Origin of the sequence: Neotamlana nanhaiensis (assembly GCF_000943555.1) — a bacterium.
GTDB classification, from domain to species: domain Bacteria; phylum Bacteroidota; class Bacteroidia; order Flavobacteriales; family Flavobacteriaceae; genus Neotamlana; species Neotamlana nanhaiensis.
Map to the genome: position 1 here is coordinate 1 of NZ_JTDV01000005.1, position 18,413 is coordinate 18,413.

At 33.0% G+C, this 18,413-nt stretch carries 18 protein-coding genes and 1 other RNA gene; 11 read left to right on the plus strand and 8 right to left on the minus strand.

Features of this window, described 5'->3' with window-relative positions:
- Together PK35_RS07480 and PK35_RS07485 are read right to left on the minus strand one after the other, a co-directional pair.
- Window positions 1-2,160 (minus strand): vWA domain-containing protein (locus tag PK35_RS07480; RefSeq protein WP_044626087.1); only part of this gene is annotated, 2,160 nt, incomplete at its 3' end.
- Window positions 2,161-2,198: 38 nt separating this feature from the next.
- Window positions 2,199-2,726, minus strand: coding sequence for a hypothetical protein (locus tag PK35_RS07485; protein ID WP_117624659.1), 528 nt, complete (start codon window positions 2,724-2,726; stop codon window positions 2,199-2,201).
- 405 nt (window positions 2,727-3,131) lie between these two features.
- Between PK35_RS07485 and PK35_RS07490 the strand changes: the two genes are divergently transcribed.
- The 4 genes from PK35_RS07490 (at window position 3,132) to PK35_RS07505 (ending at window position 7,357) form a co-directional block, all read left to right on the plus strand.
- Complete coding sequence (locus tag PK35_RS07490) at window positions 3,132-3,617, plus strand: SixA phosphatase family protein (RefSeq protein WP_044626089.1); 486 nt, start codon at window positions 3,132-3,134, stop codon at window positions 3,615-3,617.
- A gap of 98 nt (window positions 3,618-3,715) precedes the next feature.
- On the plus strand, window positions 3,716-5,782 hold the full coding sequence (gene ppk1, locus PK35_RS07495; protein WP_044626090.1) for a polyphosphate kinase 1: 2,067 nt from the start codon (window positions 3,716-3,718) through the stop codon (window positions 5,780-5,782).
- 1 nt (window position 5,783) lies between these two features.
- Window positions 5,784-6,689, plus strand: coding sequence for a Ppx/GppA phosphatase family protein (locus PK35_RS07500; RefSeq protein WP_044626091.1), 906 nt, complete (start codon window positions 5,784-5,786; stop codon window positions 6,687-6,689).
- Window positions 6,690-6,775: 86 nt separating this feature from the next.
- Complete coding sequence (locus PK35_RS07505; protein WP_044626092.1) at window positions 6,776-7,357, plus strand: porin family protein; 582 nt, start codon at window positions 6,776-6,778, stop codon at window positions 7,355-7,357.
- On the opposite strand, the gene PK35_RS07510 is transcribed toward PK35_RS07505, so the two are convergent.
- From PK35_RS07510 to dnaX, 3 genes are read right to left on the minus strand one after another with little or no spacing between them, the layout of a single operon-like run.
- Window positions 7,354-7,935 (minus strand): MiaE family protein, encoded by a 582-nt coding sequence (locus tag PK35_RS07510; RefSeq protein WP_044626093.1) that lies wholly within the window; start codon window positions 7,933-7,935, stop codon window positions 7,354-7,356. The genes PK35_RS07505 and PK35_RS07510 overlap by 4 nt on opposite strands.
- A gap of 2 nt (window positions 7,936-7,937) precedes the next feature.
- Window positions 7,938-8,525, minus strand: a complete 588-nt coding sequence (locus tag PK35_RS07515; protein ID WP_044626094.1) for a hypothetical protein — start codon at window positions 8,523-8,525, stop codon at window positions 7,938-7,940.
- Window positions 8,518-10,221 carry a DNA polymerase III subunit gamma/tau gene (gene dnaX / locus PK35_RS07520; RefSeq protein ID WP_044626095.1) on the minus strand — a complete coding sequence of 568 codons (1,704 nt, stop codon included), beginning with the start codon at window positions 10,219-10,221 and terminating at the stop codon, window positions 8,518-8,520. Before dnaX ends, PK35_RS07515 begins: the two co-directional genes overlap by 8 nt.
- A gap of 327 nt (window positions 10,222-10,548) precedes the next feature.
- Here dnaX and rnpB point away from each other — a divergent pair.
- An RNA gene (gene rnpB / locus PK35_RS17175) (RNase P RNA component class A) lies at window positions 10,549-10,880 on the plus strand.
- Window positions 10,881-10,933: 53 nt separating this feature from the next.
- Here the strand turns inward: rnpB and rsmD are convergent.
- From rsmD to PK35_RS07535, 3 genes are read right to left on the minus strand one after another with little or no spacing between them, the layout of a single operon-like run.
- Entirely contained in the window at window positions 10,934-11,479 is a 546-nt protein-coding gene (rsmD, locus tag PK35_RS07525; RefSeq protein WP_044626096.1) for a 16S rRNA (guanine(966)-N(2))-methyltransferase RsmD, read from the minus strand.
- A complete protein-coding gene (locus tag PK35_RS07530) occupies window positions 11,479-12,306 on the minus strand; it encodes a DUF3822 family protein (RefSeq protein WP_044626097.1) in 828 nt (275 codons plus the stop codon). Before PK35_RS07530 ends, rsmD begins: the two co-directional genes overlap by 1 nt.
- The gene (locus PK35_RS07535; RefSeq protein ID WP_202903825.1) at window positions 12,290-13,027 is read right to left on the minus strand and encodes a hypothetical protein; all 738 of its coding nucleotides are present in this window, start codon (window positions 13,025-13,027) and stop codon (window positions 12,290-12,292) included. The genes PK35_RS07530 and PK35_RS07535 overlap by 17 nt, the downstream gene beginning before the upstream one ends.
- Window positions 13,028-13,156: 129 nt before the next feature.
- On the opposite strand from PK35_RS07535, the gene PK35_RS07540 reads away from it, so the two are divergent.
- Genes PK35_RS07540 through PK35_RS07565 form a run of 6 tightly spaced genes read left to right on the plus strand, consistent with a single transcriptional unit; the run spans window position 13,157 to window position 18,412 of the window.
- Window positions 13,157-14,584, plus strand: a complete 1,428-nt coding sequence (locus PK35_RS07540; protein ID WP_044626098.1) for an ATP-dependent DNA helicase — start codon at window positions 13,157-13,159, stop codon at window positions 14,582-14,584.
- A 3-nt stretch (window positions 14,585-14,587) separates the two neighbouring features.
- Complete coding sequence (locus PK35_RS07545) at window positions 14,588-15,163, plus strand: DUF4126 domain-containing protein (protein WP_044626432.1); 576 nt, start codon at window positions 14,588-14,590, stop codon at window positions 15,161-15,163.
- A gap of 38 nt (window positions 15,164-15,201) precedes the next feature.
- Entirely contained in the window at window positions 15,202-15,930 is a 729-nt protein-coding gene (gene kdsB, locus PK35_RS07550; protein WP_044626099.1) for a 3-deoxy-manno-octulosonate cytidylyltransferase, read from the plus strand.
- A 31-nt stretch (window positions 15,931-15,961) separates the two neighbouring features.
- Window positions 15,962-16,666: an HAD family hydrolase gene (locus PK35_RS07555; protein WP_044626100.1), complete on the plus strand. Its 705-nt coding sequence runs from the start codon at window positions 15,962-15,964 to the stop codon at window positions 16,664-16,666.
- 1 nt (window position 16,667) lies between these two features.
- Window positions 16,668-17,291 (plus strand): CatA-like O-acetyltransferase, encoded by a 624-nt coding sequence (locus tag PK35_RS07560; protein WP_044626101.1) that lies wholly within the window; start codon window positions 16,668-16,670, stop codon window positions 17,289-17,291.
- A gap of 38 nt (window positions 17,292-17,329) precedes the next feature.
- The gene (locus tag PK35_RS07565; protein WP_044626102.1) at window positions 17,330-18,412 is read left to right on the plus strand and encodes an iron-containing alcohol dehydrogenase family protein; all 1,083 of its coding nucleotides are present in this window, start codon (window positions 17,330-17,332) and stop codon (window positions 18,410-18,412) included.
- Window position 18,413: the final 1 nt, after the last annotated feature.

The following is an 18,413-nucleotide window of genomic DNA, read 5'->3' on the forward strand; positions in this document are numbered from 1 at the left end:
GGTTACTTCACCACTTCCTGCATTTCCACAATCCACATCTAAATCAGAAAAGTCATTTGTCCAGGTAATAGATGAACAGTTATCAGAAGCAGAGGCTCCACCGTTACTATTAATCCAATTTAATAAATCGGCACTGTTATCACCATCACATTCCACGGTTAAATCATTAGCTTGAATCGTAATTGTAGGTGCAATATTATCATTTATAGAGATTGTTTGCGTAGCGGTTGCTGATTTACCACAATCGTCTGTAACCGTATAAGTTCTGGTAACAACTATAGGGCAACTTGATCCAGAAGAAACTACATCAATATAGGTAATACTGGCAATGTTAATATCATCGGAAGCCGTGTAACCAATAGTAACATATGTGTCTTTTATATCAATAGATTGCGTACTACTAAAAGGGTATCTTGAATTTGTTGACGAAATATCATTTTCATCACAACCAATAAAACTCAAAGTTGCAGGAGCAGTAATTGTAGGTGCTTCACTATCCGAAATTTCAACATTTATATTTTCTAGGGTATAGGTACATCCCAAATCATCGGTTATTAGCACACTGTAAGATCCGGCTGCCAAATTGGAAAAGGTACCGCTTGATTGAGCAGTTCCTCCGTTTAATGCATAAGTATAGGGAGCTGTTCCATTTTGTCCTTCTACTGTTATTTCTCCTAAATTGCCAGAACATCCTGTTCCTGATTGAGAAATTAATGAAGCGCTTAAGAGTGTAGGCAGAATTATTTCATTAGAGGCTTCAGTGACACTTGGTTGGCTACATCCGCCACCATAAGTTCCCGTATATGTAAGGTTAGCTGTAAAGCTACCTTCAAAATCTGCGGCACCAGTATAAGTAAAAGTGCCACTTTCAGAAGTTGAAGTACCCACTAAATTCCCATTTAAGAAAAATTCCCATAAAAAATTATCAGATGTAGAGCCGCCACAACCCCCATGTGTTAATGTGTTAGAATAATCAATTGATGCACATGCTGAATGCGTTAGAACGGGATCAATTTCTGGACAAGGTACACATACGCTTGGATTATTAAAATCAATAAAGGTTTCTGTACAAGAGGAATCCATATAATTAATTCTTGAGGTACCTGAGGGGTGGGTACCACATGAATTTGCATTTGCTTCAATGGTATAATTAAGTGTTATAGTTTCATCTCTTACACTATCAACAAACCAATTTAAAGTTTGACCAGATAATGAAGCAGTACCTTTACTAGCATTAATAGAACCTGGAACTAAAGAAAATCCTGTTGAAATAATATCATCAACTAAAGCTTGATTAGGTAATTGAGTAGCTGCCGCAGCTAATTGATTTAAGATATCACCGTATATACCTGTTAGATCTGCATTGTTTTCGGTAGAATATGCACCTGAATTTTGTATTTGATCTAAGGTTTCTAAAGCAATCGTTTCATTTTCACCATCAAGAGCACCTGTTAAACCAATAGTAAAAATACCTTGGTTATATGTTGTTCCACTAATAATAGTTGTTTTAGCATCCTCAGCGGCCTGAATTGCAGCCAATTGACAACCAGATCCTCTTTGTGCTGTAACATAATTACAACCAGGACCATTATTTTGTAAACTTGGAAAACCATCAGAAAGTAAAATAATATTTCTTTGAGTGATACAATCAAAAGTTCCAGAGTTAGTTAAAACTTCATCGGCTTTAACTAAACCATCTTCCATATTTGTGGCTCCAGCAGTTACAATACTATTAATAGCAGCAATTACTAGTGTTTCACCAAAACTATCTGTTAATCCTATATTAACAAAACCTGTATTACCATAGCTAACAATAGCAACTCTATTAAGACCTGTTGGGTTATTTGCTGGTGAAAATAAATTTTGAACAAAATCGATAGCGGCGTCCTTGGCATAATCAATTGGATAAGGACTTGATCCATAACTCATACTATTAGATCTATCAATAACCAATACAACTTCCAAAGGCTGCACAGGAGGAGCTCCAGTAATCTCTAAAGTTACATCAAATTGGTTACATTGCGATGTGTTTTCAACGGCGTATTTATTTACCACTACTTCTTGAGCGTTGGTAATTTCATTTAAACCTAAAACTAAAAAAAGAATAATTAATTTTAGTAGTCTAATGTTTTGTTTTAGAAATTGTAATTCTGTTTTCATATAATTTCTATTTTGGAGTCTTATTTTTTTAGCTAGTGTTACTCTTCAGTTGGATCGGGAATGTAAATACTTAATTTTGTGGTTGCAATTATAGAATTACAACTGGCGGATTCTGCTTTTACATCAATACAACCCCATGAATAATAAGGTGTGTCTTCTTTAGCCTGAACAAAAATTTCGAAAGTTTTTGATTCACCTGCATTTAAGGTAAATTCGTTTAAACCAGACGACTTATCTTGAGATGTTTTACCAGTAGTTGGATTAACAAAGGAAACATTCAAATCTTCATTTTGTAATTTCTTACTACTACTTTTTAAATAGCTATTTTTTCCGCAACTTTCTTTAGATTTTTCAGTATATATTTTAAAAGTAGTTCTACTCGCAGACGTATTTGTTAGAGTTAAGTCAAACTTGGTAGGCCTATCTCCAAAAACAGATTTAGCATTTCGATCTTTAACAACCTTTAATGTTGCTTCACAATTCTGGATTGTAGTATTAAAATAAGTTTGCTTTTTTAAAGGCAAAACACTTAAAAAAGTGAATAATATAATTGTAAAGGGCTTCATAGTCTAGTTTTTACACATTAATTATTGTCAACTATACAAATACAGTTGCTAAATTGTTTCTTTTTATTTTGTGAGGGAAAAATGTAAGGAGAAATACTTGTGTAAGTATTTCAATAGAAATAGTATAAATACGATTCAGGGTCATAATGTTAAATTTTGTAGGTACAACAAAACAAATCATATCAAATGTTTATTTGAAAAAAAAATGTTAAATCACTTATAAAATCGTTTAAAAGTTATTAAAATACAGGTTGTCGACGTAAAAAGCCATATAGCGATTGTAATCGTAATTTTACAAGCGATTTAAATTAATGCGTTTTTTTTTAATAATTTTATAAACAAATAACGTGAATTATATCGATTTAAAAACATTTATCGACATATAATATCTTTTAATCGATAAATATGAAAAAACTAACTATTATACGACATGCTAAATCGTCTTGGAAACATAATGTAACAGACCATGAACGTCCACTTAATTCGCGTGGCTTTAATGATGCCGAATTAGTTTCTAACGCATTGATTGATTTAAACTTAACGTTTTGCAAATTAATATCAAGCGATGCGATGCGCGCAAAAACCACAGCTAATATTTTTATTCAAAACTTAAAAATCGATAAAAACATATGTTCATTGAATTATAATTTATACGATTTTTCAGGCGAAAACTTAACACAAACAATTAAGGCCTGCGAATCGAATATAAATAGCCTTATTATATTTGGTCATAATCATGCCATTACCAGTTTTGTTAATCTTTATGGTGATATTTATTTCGAGAATATTCCAACTTGTGGTGTAACCATTTTAGAGTTTAATATTGATAATTGGCACGAGCTTAAACCAGGCAAAACCATAAAAACTATTTTTCCTAAGGATTTAAAATAATTTTCTGTTTTTAGTAATTTCATATCATTATATTAACTTACATTTAAGCGTAAATAGAATATATTTGTTTTCCTAAATAAAAAATGCAACAAAATTAAATGACTAAAACAGAAACTATAACCAATAGTTATGTAAACAGAGAAATAAGTTGGCTACAATTTAACGCCAGAGTATTACAAGAAGCCTCAGACGAAACCGTGCCATTAATTGAGCGTTTTAGGTTTTTAGGAATATTTTCAAACAATTTAGATGAATTTTTTAAAGTGCGTTACGCCACCGTAAAACGTATAGTTGAAGCAGGAAAAGGAGCTAAAAACGAATTAGGAGGTATAAAAGCCAAAGAACTTCTAGAAATTATCACTCAAATAGTTATAAAACAACAGAGTGAAAGCTTAAAAATTCTTAATAATATTCAATTAAAATTAGAGAGCGAAAATATTTATGTGATTCAAGAAAATGATATTTCCGAAAATCAGCACGATTTTGTTAAAAATCACTTTTTACGTAAAGTTAGCCCTGGTTTGGTAACTATTATTTTAAACGATGAAGTAAATATTCCAAATTTAAAAGATAGTGCCGCTTATTTAGCAGTTAAAATGCTAATGAAGGATAATACCAAGCAATTTGCATTAATTGAAATTCCTAAATCAATCGACAGATTTGTTGTTTTACCAAAACAAGATGGTAAAAATTATATTATAATGATTGATGATTTGCTGCGTTATTGCTTATCTGACATTTTTAATATTTTCGATTACGAAACCATTTCTGCTCATATGATTAAAATCACTCGAGATGGTGAGTTAGATTTTGACAGCGATTTAAGTAAAAGTTTTATCGATAAAATTTCCGATAGCGTAAAACACCGTGAAATTGGTGAGCCAGTGCGTTTTGTGTATGATAAAACGATAGATGAAGATACACTTAGGTATTTAATGAACAAAATGGGAATTGATGATACTGATAGTATTATTCCTGGTGGGCGTTACCATAACCGGCGCGATTATATGGGCTTTCCTAGTTTAGGGCGAACCGACTTAATGTACAGTAAAATAGATGCTTTACCAATAAAAGGTTTAAGCCTGCAAGAAAGTATTTTTAAAGCGTTAACTAAAAAAGATTATCTGCTTCATACGCCATACCAAACATTTTCATATGTGGTTAAGTTTTTACGTGAAGCAGCTTTGGACCCCAAAGTTAAAACCATAAAAATTACTATTTATCGTTTAGCCGAAATATCACATGTTGCAAGTTCTCTTATTAATGCGGCAATTAATGGTAAGCAAGTTACTGTAGCCATCGAGCTTCGCGCAAGGTTCGATGAGCAAGCCAATATTCAATACGCCGAACAAATGAAAGGCGAAGGCGTAAATTTAATATTTGGTGTAGCTGGTTTAAAAGTACACAGTAAAATGTGTGTTATTGAGCGTGAAGAGAGCAAGCGAATTAAACGCTATGGTTTTATTAGTACTGGTAATTTTAACGAATCGACAGCTAAAATTTATACCGATTATACACTTTTTACAGCAAGTCAAAAAATATTAAAAGACGTCAGTCGAATTTTTGATTTCTTCCATACCAACTATCGAATTCAACGTTATAAACACTTAATAGTATCACCTCATTATACTCAAAAGTCGTTTTTCAAATTAATCGACAAAGAAATCGAAATCGCAAAAAAAGGCGAAGGAAAAGGCTTAATTCGTTTAAAAATGAATAGTCTTTCAAGTTATACCATGGTCGATAAACTTTACGAAGCCAGTAGAGCTGGTGTAAAAATTCAAATGGTTGTTCGTGGCATTTGCTGTTTAATTCCAGGTATTCCGGGAATGAGCGAAAATATTGAAGTTATTAGTGTAATTGATAAGTTTTTAGAACATTCCAGAGTGTATATTTTTGGAAATAACGGCGACCCAAAAGTGTATATTGCCTCGGCCGATTGGATGACACGAAATATTGAAAATAGAGTAGAAGTTACTTGCCCAATTTATGACGAAGATGTTAAAAATGAAATTATAGAAACTTTCGATATTGGTTGGAACGACAATGTAAAAGCACGTTTAATTAATCAAGAAAATGAAAATGATTACAGACAAAATAATAACGAAAAAGTAAGATCGCAATTCGCCATTTACGATTATTACGTTAATAAATTAAAAGATTAGCATGCTATCTATTAAAAAATATGCAGCTATCGATATTGGTTCGAATGCTGTAAGACTACTTATTTCAAACATAATTGAACAAAAGGATAAACCTGTTCAGTTTAAAAAAAATGCGCTGGTACGTGTACCAATTCGTTTAGGTGCCGATGTGTTTATTAAAAAGAAAATTTCAAAAGATAACACACAGCGCATGCTCGATACTATGTTAGCGTTTAAAATGCTAATGAAAACCCATAAAGTAGTAAAATACAAAGCTTGTGCTACATCGGCAATGAGGGAATCTGAAAATGGCAGAAAAATTGTCGATTTAATTTACGAACACTCCGGAATAAGTATCGATATTATTGATGGAGAAGAAGAAGCCGCTATTATTGCGGCAACCGATTTAAATAAGTTTATAGATAATAGTAAAACGTATTTGTATGTTGATGTTGGTGGCGGAAGTACCGAGTTTACCATTATAGATCAAGGGAAACAAAAAGCATCTCGTTCGTTTAAAATAGGTACAGTACGTTTGCTAAACGATATGGTTCAAAACGAAACTTGGCAAGATTTACAAATATGGATTAGCCAGCATACCATGGGCTACGATAAAATTGATGTTATTGGTTCGGGTGGAAATATTAATAAAATTTTTAAAATCTCTGGAAAAGCCATCGGTAAACCCTTATCGTTTTTTTATATGACTTCGTATTACAATACATTACAGCGCTATTCATACGAAGAACGTATTACAGAGTTAAATTTAAATCAAGATAGAGCCGATGTAATTATTCCGGCAATGCGCATATATTTAACTGCCATGAAATGGAGTGGAGCTAAAAATATTTATGTACCTAAAATTGGTTTAGCCGACGGTATTATAAAAAGTATTTATTACGATACCGTTTCTAGCAATACACAGTAAAATTTTGCATTTTACCTTTTATTGTTGTATTATTTTCTGATATTCCTATATATTAGCTTTTAATTATATTCCCAAACCTATTGATTATGAAGAAAATATTACTTTCCGCCTTACTACTACTTATGGGGTCTTATGGTTTTGCACAAAATATAGATTCTATAGCTGTTGAAGCTCCTAAAAAGAAAATACCGATGTTTAAAGGTGTAAAGTATGGAGTACGTGGTGGTTTAAATATTTCTAATTTAGATTTTAAAGAACATCCGCCAATGGCTAATAAGCATAGAAATAGTATTTATTTTGGCGCTTTCGCGGAAATTGCTTTATCTAAAAAAGTAGCTGTGTCGCCAGAATTACAATTTTCGGCTGAAGGAGCAAATGAAGAAACGCTACATTTAGATTATATTCAAATGCCAGTTTTAATGAATTTTAGAATTACTGAAAAAATTAGCGCTGGTTTAGGACCTCAAGTAAGTTTAAAAGTTCATAAATACGAAGATGGTGTGAAAAACTTCGGATATTCTGGTGTTGCTGGTGTAACTTATAAAATAAATTATGCCCTTTTTGCCGATGTTCGCTATACTTACGGTATTAGAAATATTTTTGACGAAAAATTAAACATGGAAGCCATTAATACCAACATACAAATTGGTGTTGGCTACAAGTTTTAACCGTGTATAGTTTCTTTTTTACTCAGGTTTTTCATTATTTCAGCTTCGTAATCTAAAAGTTGTTGCCATTTTTGGTCTACTTCTTTACGGTCACCATATTGTCTTGCAAACCCTAAAAACATGGCGTAGTGGTTCGCTTCACTGGCCATTAAATTACGGTAAAAAGTAGCTAGTTCTTTATCTTCTAATTCTTCGGATAATAAACGGAAACGTTCACAGCTTCTAGCTTCAATTAAAGCCGCATAAAGTAAACGATGTACTAATTGCGTTGTTCGGCTACCACCTTTTGGGAAAAATTTCACCAATTCAATAACATAATCATCACGACGATCTCTTCCAAGCACCCAACCACGTTTAATAATAATATCGTGTACCATTTTAAAATGACTTATTTCCTCTTTAACTAAGGCTGTCATTTCTTGAACCAATTCGGTATATTCAGGGAAACTTACTATTAAAGAAATGGCTGTACTGGTTGCTTTTTGTTCGCAAAAGGCGTGGTCGGTAAGTATTTCTTCAATATTTTTTTCTACAATATTAACCCAACGTGGGTCGGTTGGTAATTTAAGACCTAACATAATTAAATAATGTTTTGTGTTAGTTGTTTTTCTTTAATTTGAATAGTTCCGTTATCGTAAACCGAAATTACAAAGTCTTTATATAGCTCGGTTTCAGGAATATGGAACGCTGTATTTAAATACAATATTTTGTCGGTTGAAGCTTCAAAATCAATCCAAACATATTGCATTATGGCTTTTTGAATAAAATCGTTATTTTCTAAATTATTAAAAACTGATTTATTCAATAAAAATTGATGCGTCAATTCATTAGTTTTTGAAACTTGAATATGCGCTTCAAAATTTTTATAAATGATTTTATTTAAAGTATCATTTTTGGTTAGTTTTTCAATAATTACCGGATCATTTTCAACCGATTTGTAATTAATTTTAACTTTAAAACAATTGCTTAAAATAGTATCGGTTTTTATAGTAACAGGCTGTTTAGGTTGGTAGTTCGTAGTTTCACTAAAACTTTTAAATAACTTGTTTTCTTTTAAAACTTCGGCATTGGTTTTTAAAGCTCTTTCTCTACCATCGCAATTAAAACATAAAATTGATAGCAGTATAATTGTAAGAGATAGTAATTTATATTTTAATGACTTAAACATCTAAATCGAAAGTTTTTCTTAAAAGGGCTATGTTTGGATTTTTCTCTTTTAGCTTTTCAAATTTTTCGGCGGTAGTGTACGCGTATTTCTTTTCTAACACTTCGTTTATTTCAATATTTAAAGAAATATCGTAGTTGCTTAATTTCTTTCTAATATACTGCATTAAATCGTGCTGCGAGCGCTCTACCTCAATTTTATTGGTCTCGTTGGGGTAAACAACATGTATTTCGGTGTTGTTTTTAACTTTAGGCATGTCGATAGCTAAAATAGATGCTAAATTGTGCTTACCCTTTTTCTTAATGATTAGTACATATTCGTTCCAAGTATCAACGAGTTCTTTTTCGGTAAAAGGTTCTTTCGGTAAATCGTCTTCGTTTACAACAATTTCCTTTTGTTTTTCTAAATGATCTTTTTTAGCGCGAATACTACTTAACGATAAACCAGAAGCACGTTTTGTTTGCGCATTTAAAACTATTTTTGGCGTTTTGTTTTCTTGTGGTGCTGGTTGTTTTGGCTTGCTAGTAGTTTGCGTTGGTTGTGCATTTGCAGCAACTTCTAAGTCTACAGATACAGGTTTTACACCTAGTTTTTTAAAGTAAGAAGCAGGAATTATGTAATGTCTGCTATTTTTTTTTTCTCCATCAAAAGTGATAGAGGCTAATTGCATTAAGCAGAGTTCAACGAGTAATCGCTGATTTTTACTGGATTTGTATTTGAGATCGCAGTCGTTTGCTAAATCAATTCCTTTTAATAAGAAGGATTGTGAAGCTTTTTTAGATTGCTCTAAGTATTTGGTTTTTGTTTCGTCTCCAACTTCTAATAGCGGAATGGTTTCTGGAGCTTTACAAACTAATAAATCTCTAAAATGGGATGCTAAACCTGCTATATAATGATGCCCATCAAAACCTTTTGATAAGGTATTATTAAAATGTAATAATAAATCAGGTATTTTGTTTTCCAGAATTAAATCGGTGCTCTCAAAATAGGTTTCGTAGTCTAAAACATTTAAGTTTTCGGTTACGGCTTGTCTGGTTAAGTTTTTACCAGAGAAACTCACTACACGATCGAATATTGATAAAGCATCGCGCATCGCACCGTCTGCCTTTTGTGCAATAATATGTAGTGCATCGTCTTCGGCAGTTACACCTTGTTCTTCGGCAATGTATTTAAGGTATTCTTTAGCATCGGTTACCGTTATACGTTTAAAATCGAAGATTTGACAACGTGATAAAATGGTTGGTATTATTTTATGCTTTTCGGTGGTTGCGAGTATAAAAATACAGTGTTTAGGTGGCTCTTCTAAAGTCTTTAAAAAGGCATTAAAAGCGGCCTGAGAAAGCATGTGAACCTCATCGATAATATACACTTTGTATTTACCTACTTGTGGCGGTATACGAACTTGATCGGTTAGGTTACGTATATCATCTACCGAGTTGTTTGATGCCGCATCGAGCTCAAAAATATTAAAAGCAAAATCTTCGTCTTCGTTTTCTTGCCCGTCGCTATTTATCATTTTAGCCAAAATACGCGCGCAGGTCGTTTTACCAACTCCACGAGGTCCTGTAAATAATAAGGCTTGTGCTAAATGATTATTATCGATGGCATTGAGTAAAGTATTGGTTATAGCCTGCTGGCCTACAACGTCTTTAAACGTTTGCGGACGGTATTTTCGTGCAGATACTATAAAGTGTTCCAATGCCTTTTGTTTGCTTTTTTGTAGATAACAAAGTTAAAAATTCATGTTTATATTTTAAGTGAATGAAAATAGATTTTAAAAGGAGTTATTAACAATGTTTGTAATATGCTGCCCGCATTAGGGATAGGAGTGGAAAGCCCACAGCGAGGTACGAGCGCGGACTTGTAGCGTATAGCCCGACCCCTTGCGGGTAATGCCCAAATTATAATTATTGTTTTTGTTGCTTTTTGGTTGTATTGTGTTGTACTTTTGCCGCAAGTAGATTGCCTTATCGCTAAATGCCCAACTTGATTGGGTATCTCATTAATTTATTACGAAAGTTATAATTATGAGATCCCCGCTTTCGCGAGGATTTAGAGGAAAGTCCGAACACCATAGTGCAACATAGTGGCTAACGGCCACCAGTCGTGAGGCTAGGAAAAGTGCAACAGAAAGTATGTACAGGTAATGCTGTAGTGAAACCGGGTAAACTCTATGTGGTGCAATGTCATGTATACCAACGTTTGAGGGCTGCACGCTCGATTGTTGGAGGGTAGGCAGCTAAAGTGTACTGGTAACAGTGCTCGCAGATAAATGATAGGGTAGTGCTGACTTGTGATGGAGAGATCCTGAAACGAGTTCAGGACAAACAGAATTCGGCTTATAGATTTACTTAAAAAAATAAACCCTTCTTGTAGCAAGAAGGGTTTTCCATTTTTTATATTCTTTAATTTTATTCTTCAAGTATTTCAAAGAAACTGAAGGCATTTCCGCCATAACTTTTTGTGTAACTGTAATACGGCTGATCTTCAAGATTGGTGTGTTTCGAATGTTCTATAATTAACAGACCACTTTCGCTTAGTAAATTGTTAGCGAATATGAGTTCTGGTATTTTAGAGAATTGATCGTCGGAGAAATTATATGGCGGATCCGCAAATATAATATCGTAATTGCCCGATGCCTTTTCTAAATATTTAAACACATCACTTTTTATGGTGTTTATGGGCATGTTGAATTTTTCTGCGGTTTGATTGATGAATTTAATACATCCAAAATCTTGATCGACGCAGGTGATATTTTCGGTACCACGCGATGCAAATTCGTAGCTTATGTTGCCTGTACCGGCGAATAAATCGAGAACCGAAACATCGTCGAAATAATAATTGTTGTTTATTATATTGAATAAAGATTCCTTCGCCATATCGGTTGTTGGGCGAACAGGTAAATTTTTAGGTGCAACAATTTTGCGGCTTTTGTATTGTCCGGATATAATTCGCATTAAAAACTGGATATTATACTGTAATTACTATGGTTATTTTTTGGTTGGGCATCGATAGCATATCTGTAGTGATCTTCTCGATCGCCAAAAAATATTAATCGGATGTATTTATAGGTGATTACATATAAATCGTCGTAGGCATCAATATCGCCCAAAAATATTAGGTTTACGGTTTCCGGGCTTAGTTGTAGCTGCTCTAAACAGAATAGTATATAATAAATAAAATCTTCTTTACTATTATAGAAAAACGAATTGTAAAGTTGTAATTTTTTGTTTTGTACTATAACTATTTCAAAATGTCCTTTACTAACATTAACATAGGCTTTGGGCACTAAATAGTTAACATCGGTTTTTAAAATAGATTCAATTAAAACGGTTGAGATATGTTTGTAGGTAAACTTGCCAAATTTCTCGTAGATAAAGTTATTTATATTTATGTAAGGCACATAAACACTTGCGCTGTCGTTTACTTTTATATCGTCATAGGTTATAAAATCTGATTTTAAAATTTTGGTGTTAAATTTTAAGTAATCGGCTAAACAAGCATCGTTAAATAAGGCTTTGGGAACTAAGGCTGATAGCTCGTTATCGTGAATTACAAAAACCTCGGCAAATAAATGGTTTAAAACGGCTTCGGTATTGAATTCGTTTTTTAAGGCATCGAGCACACCAAAAGGGTTTTCCTTTTTTGCAAAGGTAACTTCTTTTAAAAAGGTAATGGTATTGGTATCTCGGTTTAGTATACAAAAAGAAAGTCCACTCAAACTAATTTGAATGGACAATTCTGTATTTGTTAATTTGGTTATTTTCTTATTCTGCAGCGCCATAAGTTTTTGGCCAGTTACCAATTGTTTTAACTTCTTCCATAGAGCCTACTTTTAGTTTATCTCCATTTACGCCATCAACCGAAACTACTTGGTTTTCTTGCACTAACAAATCTTTATCTTGATCGAATAAAATAACATCTTTTGTTACCGATGCTTCAAACACAGGAATGTTAATGTTATTTTGCATTATAAAACCAGATTCCATTTTAAATTTAGCACCGTCTTCGCCAACTGGTACATTCATCATTGTTTTATAACGATTAGATTTTTTGAATAATGAATCTTTTACAGGTACATAACCTAAAGTATCAATTATAACAATATCTTTTTTCATATCCACACCAAACTGCTTTGTAAGCACTTCATCAATTACAGATGAATCACGACGTTGTGTAATAGTGAATTGTGCAGTATCAATAAATTTAATTAAGCCATCAAAATTTTCGGCAAACTTACCAGTTACTGTTTTATGTGCTAATTGCGAATCTCTAATATCAATTAAACTCTCAATAACTTCAGCATAACGCTTATTTTTGGTTTTGTTGAATTTTATTGGTTCGTAAACAGACATGTAAGTTTTGTAACCTAAAAAGATTATAAGTATCCAAAGCAGTATGTTTAATATGGGTTTAAATTTTGCTGGGATAAATTTGTCAATTAACTTAACCAAGCCAATTGTACCTAAAATCACTGCTACTGCAATAAGAATAAATGTTAACATAGTATGTTTTAAATTTGTAAATTATTAATTGGTATTTAGCAAATCTACAATTTTTTTTTAATCGTAAAAGCTAATAGGAGTAAAAATCATTTTTATCTTTGAAGAATTTATTAATCGTTTTACCTTTAAATGACCGCTCCAGAATTCTACAAGCTTATAAAACAACATTTTCCGTTTCAAACTACCTTAAAACAAGACATTGTACTGCAACAGCTTTCGGAGTTTATTTTTAACAAAAATAATGATGCGCTCTATGTTTTAAAAGGTTATGCAGGTACGGGAAAAACTACAATTATAGGCACTATTGTTACCAATTTATGGAAAGCTAAAAAAAGTGCGGTGTTAATGGCGCCAACTGGTAGAGCAGCAAAAGTAATTGCTAATTATTCGGGTAAAGAAGCGTTTACTATTCATAAAAAAATATATTTCCCACGAAAAGAGCGCGGTGGTGGCGTAAAGTTTGTTTTGCAACCCAATAAATACAAAAACACCATTTTTATTGTTGATGAAGCATCCATGATACCCGACACACCTGGTGATTCTAAATTGTTTGAAAACGGTTCGCTACTAGACGATTTAATGCAATACGTGTATTCTGGTTATCAATGTAAATTGCTATTAATTGGTGATACAGCACAGTTACCACCTGTAAAACTTGACATTAGTCCCGCATTAAACGAAAATACCTTAGCGCTAAATTATAATAAAGAAGTGGCTAAAATGGAGCTAGATGAAGTAGTAAGGCAAGAGCATGATTCTGGAATTTTAGCAAATGCCACAGTGTTACGCGACCATTTAGCTAGTGAGTTTTTCGATGACTTTAAGTTTGATGTTAAGCCTTTTAAAGACATTGTAAGATTAATTGATGGCCACGAAATAATGGATGCCATAAACGATTCGTATAGCAGCCACGGAAAAGAGGATACCGCAATAATTGTGCGTAGTAATAAACGTGCTAATTTGTATAATCAGCAAATTAGAAATCGAATTTTATTTAACGAGAACGAAATTACGGTTGGCGATTATATTATGGTGGTTAAAAACAATTATTTTTGGTTAAAACCTACCTCTGAAGCTGGATTTATTGCCAATGGCGACATTATCGAAGTGCTAGAAATTTTCAATATAATTTCGCTTTATGGTTTTCGCTTCGCGGAAGTAAAAGTGCGTATGGTAGATTATCCAAAAATGAGCCCATTTGAAACGGTTTTGCTTTTAGACACTATTGAAGCTGAAACCCCTTCGTTATCATACGAAGACTCAAATCGTTTGTATCAAGAAGTTATGAAAGATTACGAGGAAGAAACCGCTAAATATAAAAAGTTTCTTAAAGTTAAAGCTAATAAATATTTTAACGCGTTGCAGGTTAAATTTTCATATGCTATTACTTGCCATAAGTCGCAAGGTGGCCAGTGGAACACCGTATTTATAGAACAGCCTTATTTGCCCAATGGTGTAGATAAAGATTATATGCGTTGGTTGTACACCGCTGTAACTCGTGCTAAAGAAAAATTGTATCTTATAGGTTTTAAAAATGAATTTTTTGAGGAAGATTAAATGATTACAGCAGAAACGATAATAAGTATTTGTTTAGGCATTGGTTTATCAGCATCGGTAGGTTTTCGGGTGTTTTTACCATTATTTGCTTTAAGTTTAGCAGCGTATTTTGATGTTTGGGTACTCAATGAATCTTGGCAATGGGTGGCCAGTACACCAGCTTTAGTTACTCTTGGCGTGGCGACTCTTGTAGAGGTTTGCGCTTATTTTATTCCGTATATCGATAATTTATTAGATAGCATAGCCATTCCTTTAGCGGCATTGGCAGGAACCGCAGTGATGCTATCTACAGTAGCCAACTTAAGCCCTGTTATTACTTGGGCATTAGCAATAATTGCTGGAGGTGGTACGGCTTCGGTTGTGGCAGGTTCGTCATCAACCACACGATTAGCATCAACGGCTACAACAGGAGGAATTGCAAATCCCTTGGTGTCTTTAATTGAAACGGGAACCGCTATGTTTATGTCGGTAATTTCAATTTTTATACCTTTTTTAGCAATAGTTTTAGTAGCCTTCATTTTCTTCATCATTTATAAAATCTATAAAAAGTTTAAGAAGCCCGTTGCTAAAAACCTTTAATTTTGATTATTTTTGATGTTTAATTTTTTAAAATTCAAATGAAAATTATTTCAATGATTCCCGCACGATACAGCGCATCGCGTTTTCCAGGGAAATTAATGCAAGATTTGGGAGGAAAAACAGTTATTCGTAGAACTTATGAAGCTACTGTTGAAACGAAATTGTTTGATGATGTTTTTGTTGTAACCGATAGCGACATTATTTATAAAGAAATTGTAAATCATGGTGGTAAAGCCATTATGAGTAAAAAAACACATGAATGCGGAAGCGATCGTATTGCCGAAGCTGTTGAAAATTTAGATATTGATGTGGTTGTAAATGTACAAGGAGATGAACCTTTTACTGATGAAGAATCACTTAAAAAACTAATAGCTGTTTTTAAAAATGATACGCAACAGGAAGTAGATTTGGCCTCGTTAATGGTGCATATTACCGATGAAGATGAAATAAAAAATCCGAACACTGTAAAGGTGGTGATTGATCAAAATGATTTTGCCTTATATTTTTCACGTAGTCCTATCCCGTATCCGCGCGATAAAAATGTAGCTGTTAAATATTATAAACACAAAGGGGTTTATGCTTTTAGAAAACAAGCCTTGTTAGATTTTTATAATTTACCAATGCAAACCTTGGAAGCATCAGAAAAACTAGAACAATTACGTTATTTAGAATACGGAAAACGTATAAAAATGGTAACAACTAGTGTAGAAGGCATAGAAATTGATACACCTGAAGATTTAGTGCGCGCAAATAAACAATGGAAATAGTTTTTACTAATTCATATAAATCAATAAATAATTGGAAATAAACTACGATAATATAAAAGTTATTGGCTTTGATGCCGATGATACGCTTTGGGTGAACGAAACCTATTTTCGTGATGCCGAAACGGAGTTTGGACAGTTATTATCAGATTACGAAACGCCAAATAAACTCGAACAAGAACTTTTTAAAAAGGAAATTGAAAATTTAGAGTTGTACGGTTATGGCGTTAAAGCGTTTACGTTATCGATGGTTGAAGCGGCTTTAGAGCTTTCAAACTATAACGTAAAGCCCAAAACTATGGAAGCCATTTTAAACATTGGTAAAACCATGCTAAATAAACCGGTTGAGTTGCTTGATGGCGTAGAAGATGTTTTAAAAACCTTATCGAAAAAATATAAGTTAATTTTGGCGACTAAAGGTGATTTGTTAGATCAAGAACGAAAATTGGAAAAATCGGGTTTGACTAATTATTTTCATCATATTGAGGTGTTAAGTGAAAAAAAAGAAGTGAATTATTCAAAACTTTTAAATAGTTTAGAAATTAATCCGTCAGAATTTTTAATGGTGGGCAACTCTTTAAAATCTGATGTGTTACCGCTAGTAAATTTAAAAGCAAAAGCTATTCATGTGCCGTTTCATACCACTTGGGTGCACGAACAGGTTACAGAGGAAGAAACTAATGGAAAGGCTTATAAAACCATACATTCTTTAACCGAACTATTAAATATTTTAAATTAAATTGAAAATAATCAACACAGATACTTGGGAACGTAAACAAATTTTCGAACATTTTTCGAGTTTTGTCGATCCTTATTTTGGGTTAGTTATTCCGTTTAATGTGTCTAAAGCGTATCAGTTTTCAAAGGAAAATAATATTAGTTTTTTTGCTAAATATTTGCACGATAGTTTAAAAGCTATAAATGCTGTTGATAATTTGAAACTAAGAATTTTAGATGGCAAAGTGGTTCAATACGATGTTATTAACGCATCAACAACGATGCTACGAGAAAACAAAACCTTTGGTTTTTCGTTTTTTAATTATGACGAAGATTTAAACGTTTTTATTAAAAATTTAGAATCAGAAAAAGAGCGTATAAACAACTCAAATGAGTTATACCCGCCAACTAACACCTTAGATTGTATACACTCGTCGGCAATACCTTGGGTTAATTTTAAGGGTGAGCGGCAACCATTATCTGGAAGGCCCGATTCTGTACCTAAATTAGCTTTTAGTAAAGCCGAAAAAATTAATAGAGAACTTGTAATGAATGTTTCCATTCATGCTAATCATGCCTTAGTAGATGGCTATCATATAGGGCAATTTGCTGAGAAATTTCAGCATTTTTTAAACCAAAAAAATTAAATAAATGGTATTTTTACCGTTTGAAAGAAAAAAAATTAATGAATTATAAGAACTTTCCAATGGTGCCAAGAGTTATTTTTGGCAGAGGTAGTTTTAATCAAATAAACGATGTTTTAGCCCCAAAACGCTTAAGCATTAATGCCCCATTTATATTTTTAATAGACGATTTTTTTCGTGGAAACCCTTGGTTAACTTCAAGAATTCAATTGGGTTATGACGACCGAATTATATTTATTCCAACTGAAGAAGAACCTAAAACCGATCAAATTGACGATTTAGTTGAAGACATCATTTTACAAGCCAAAGAACGTCCGTCGGGAATTATTGGCATTGGTGGCGGTACCGTTTTAGATATTGCAAAAGCTGTTTCTATAATGATTACCAATAGTGGTGAAGCTAAAGATTACCAAGGTTGGGATTTAGTTAAAAACCCAGCCATTTATCATGTTGGTATCCCAACGATTTCTGGAACTGGTGCTGAAGTTTCTAGAACAACAGTTTTAACTGGGCCCGAGAAAAAACTTGGTATAAATTCAGATTACACACCTTTCGATCAAGTTATTTTAGATTCAGAATTAACAAAAGATGTGCCTAAAGAGCAATGGTTTTATACTGGAATGGATTGTTATATTCATTGTATTGAATCGCTTACGGGTACTTATTTAAACGAATTCAGCAAGAGTTATGGCGAAAAGGCTTTCGAACTTTGTAAGGCTATATTTTTAGATAATTCGCTATCAACAAAAGAAGCTCAAGAAAAATTAATGATGGCTTCGTGGCATGGTGGTATGAGTATTGCTTATTCACAAGTTGGTGTGGCACATGCTATGAGCTACGGATTAGCTTTCTTATTAGGAACCAAGCATGGTATTGGTAATTGTATTGTTTTTAATCAGTTAGAAGAATTTTATCCAGAAGGTGTTGCACTTTTTAATAAAATGAAGGAAAAACATAATATTACACTTCCAACAGGTATATGTGCGCATTTATCTGATGATGATTTTAATACCATGATAAAAGTATCGCTAGGATTAGAGCCACTTTGGGAAAATGCACTTGGTAAAAACTGGAAAAATATAGCAACACCAGAAAAATTACGAGCGCTTTACGAAAAAATGTAGC

Coding starts and splice junctions, on each gene's coding strand:
- PK35_RS07510 (WP_044626093.1), bottom strand. CDS start 7,935: ATGTTAGGTCTTAAATTACCAACCGACCCACGTTGGGTTAATATTGTA.
- rsmD (WP_044626096.1), bottom strand. CDS start 11,479: ATGCGAATTATATCCGGACAATACAAAAGCCGCAAAATTGTTGCACCT.
- PK35_RS07530 (WP_044626097.1), bottom strand. CDS start 12,306: ATGGCGCTGCAGAATAAGAAAATAACCAAATTAACAAATACAGAATTG.
- ppk1 (WP_044626090.1), top strand. CDS start 3,716: ATGACTAAAACAGAAACTATAACCAATAGTTATGTAAACAGAGAAATA.
- PK35_RS07540 (WP_044626098.1), top strand. CDS start 13,157: ATGACCGCTCCAGAATTCTACAAGCTTATAAAACAACATTTTCCGTTT.
- PK35_RS07565 (WP_044626102.1), top strand. CDS start 17,330: ATGAATTATAAGAACTTTCCAATGGTGCCAAGAGTTATTTTTGGCAGA.
- kdsB (WP_044626099.1), top strand. CDS start 15,202: ATGAAAATTATTTCAATGATTCCCGCACGATACAGCGCATCGCGTTTT.
- PK35_RS07535 (WP_202903825.1), bottom strand. CDS start 13,027: ATGTTAACATTTATTCTTATTGCAGTAGCAGTGATTTTAGGTACAATT.
- PK35_RS07515 (WP_044626094.1), bottom strand. CDS start 8,525: ATGTTTAAGTCATTAAAATATAAATTACTATCTCTTACAATTATACTG.
- PK35_RS07500 (WP_044626091.1), top strand. CDS start 5,784: ATGCTATCTATTAAAAAATATGCAGCTATCGATATTGGTTCGAATGCT.
- PK35_RS07490 (WP_044626089.1), top strand. CDS start 3,132: ATGAAAAAACTAACTATTATACGACATGCTAAATCGTCTTGGAAACAT.
- PK35_RS07485 (WP_117624659.1), bottom strand. CDS start 2,726: ATGAAGCCCTTTACAATTATATTATTCACTTTTTTAAGTGTTTTGCCT.
- PK35_RS07505 (WP_044626092.1), top strand. CDS start 6,776: ATGAAGAAAATATTACTTTCCGCCTTACTACTACTTATGGGGTCTTAT.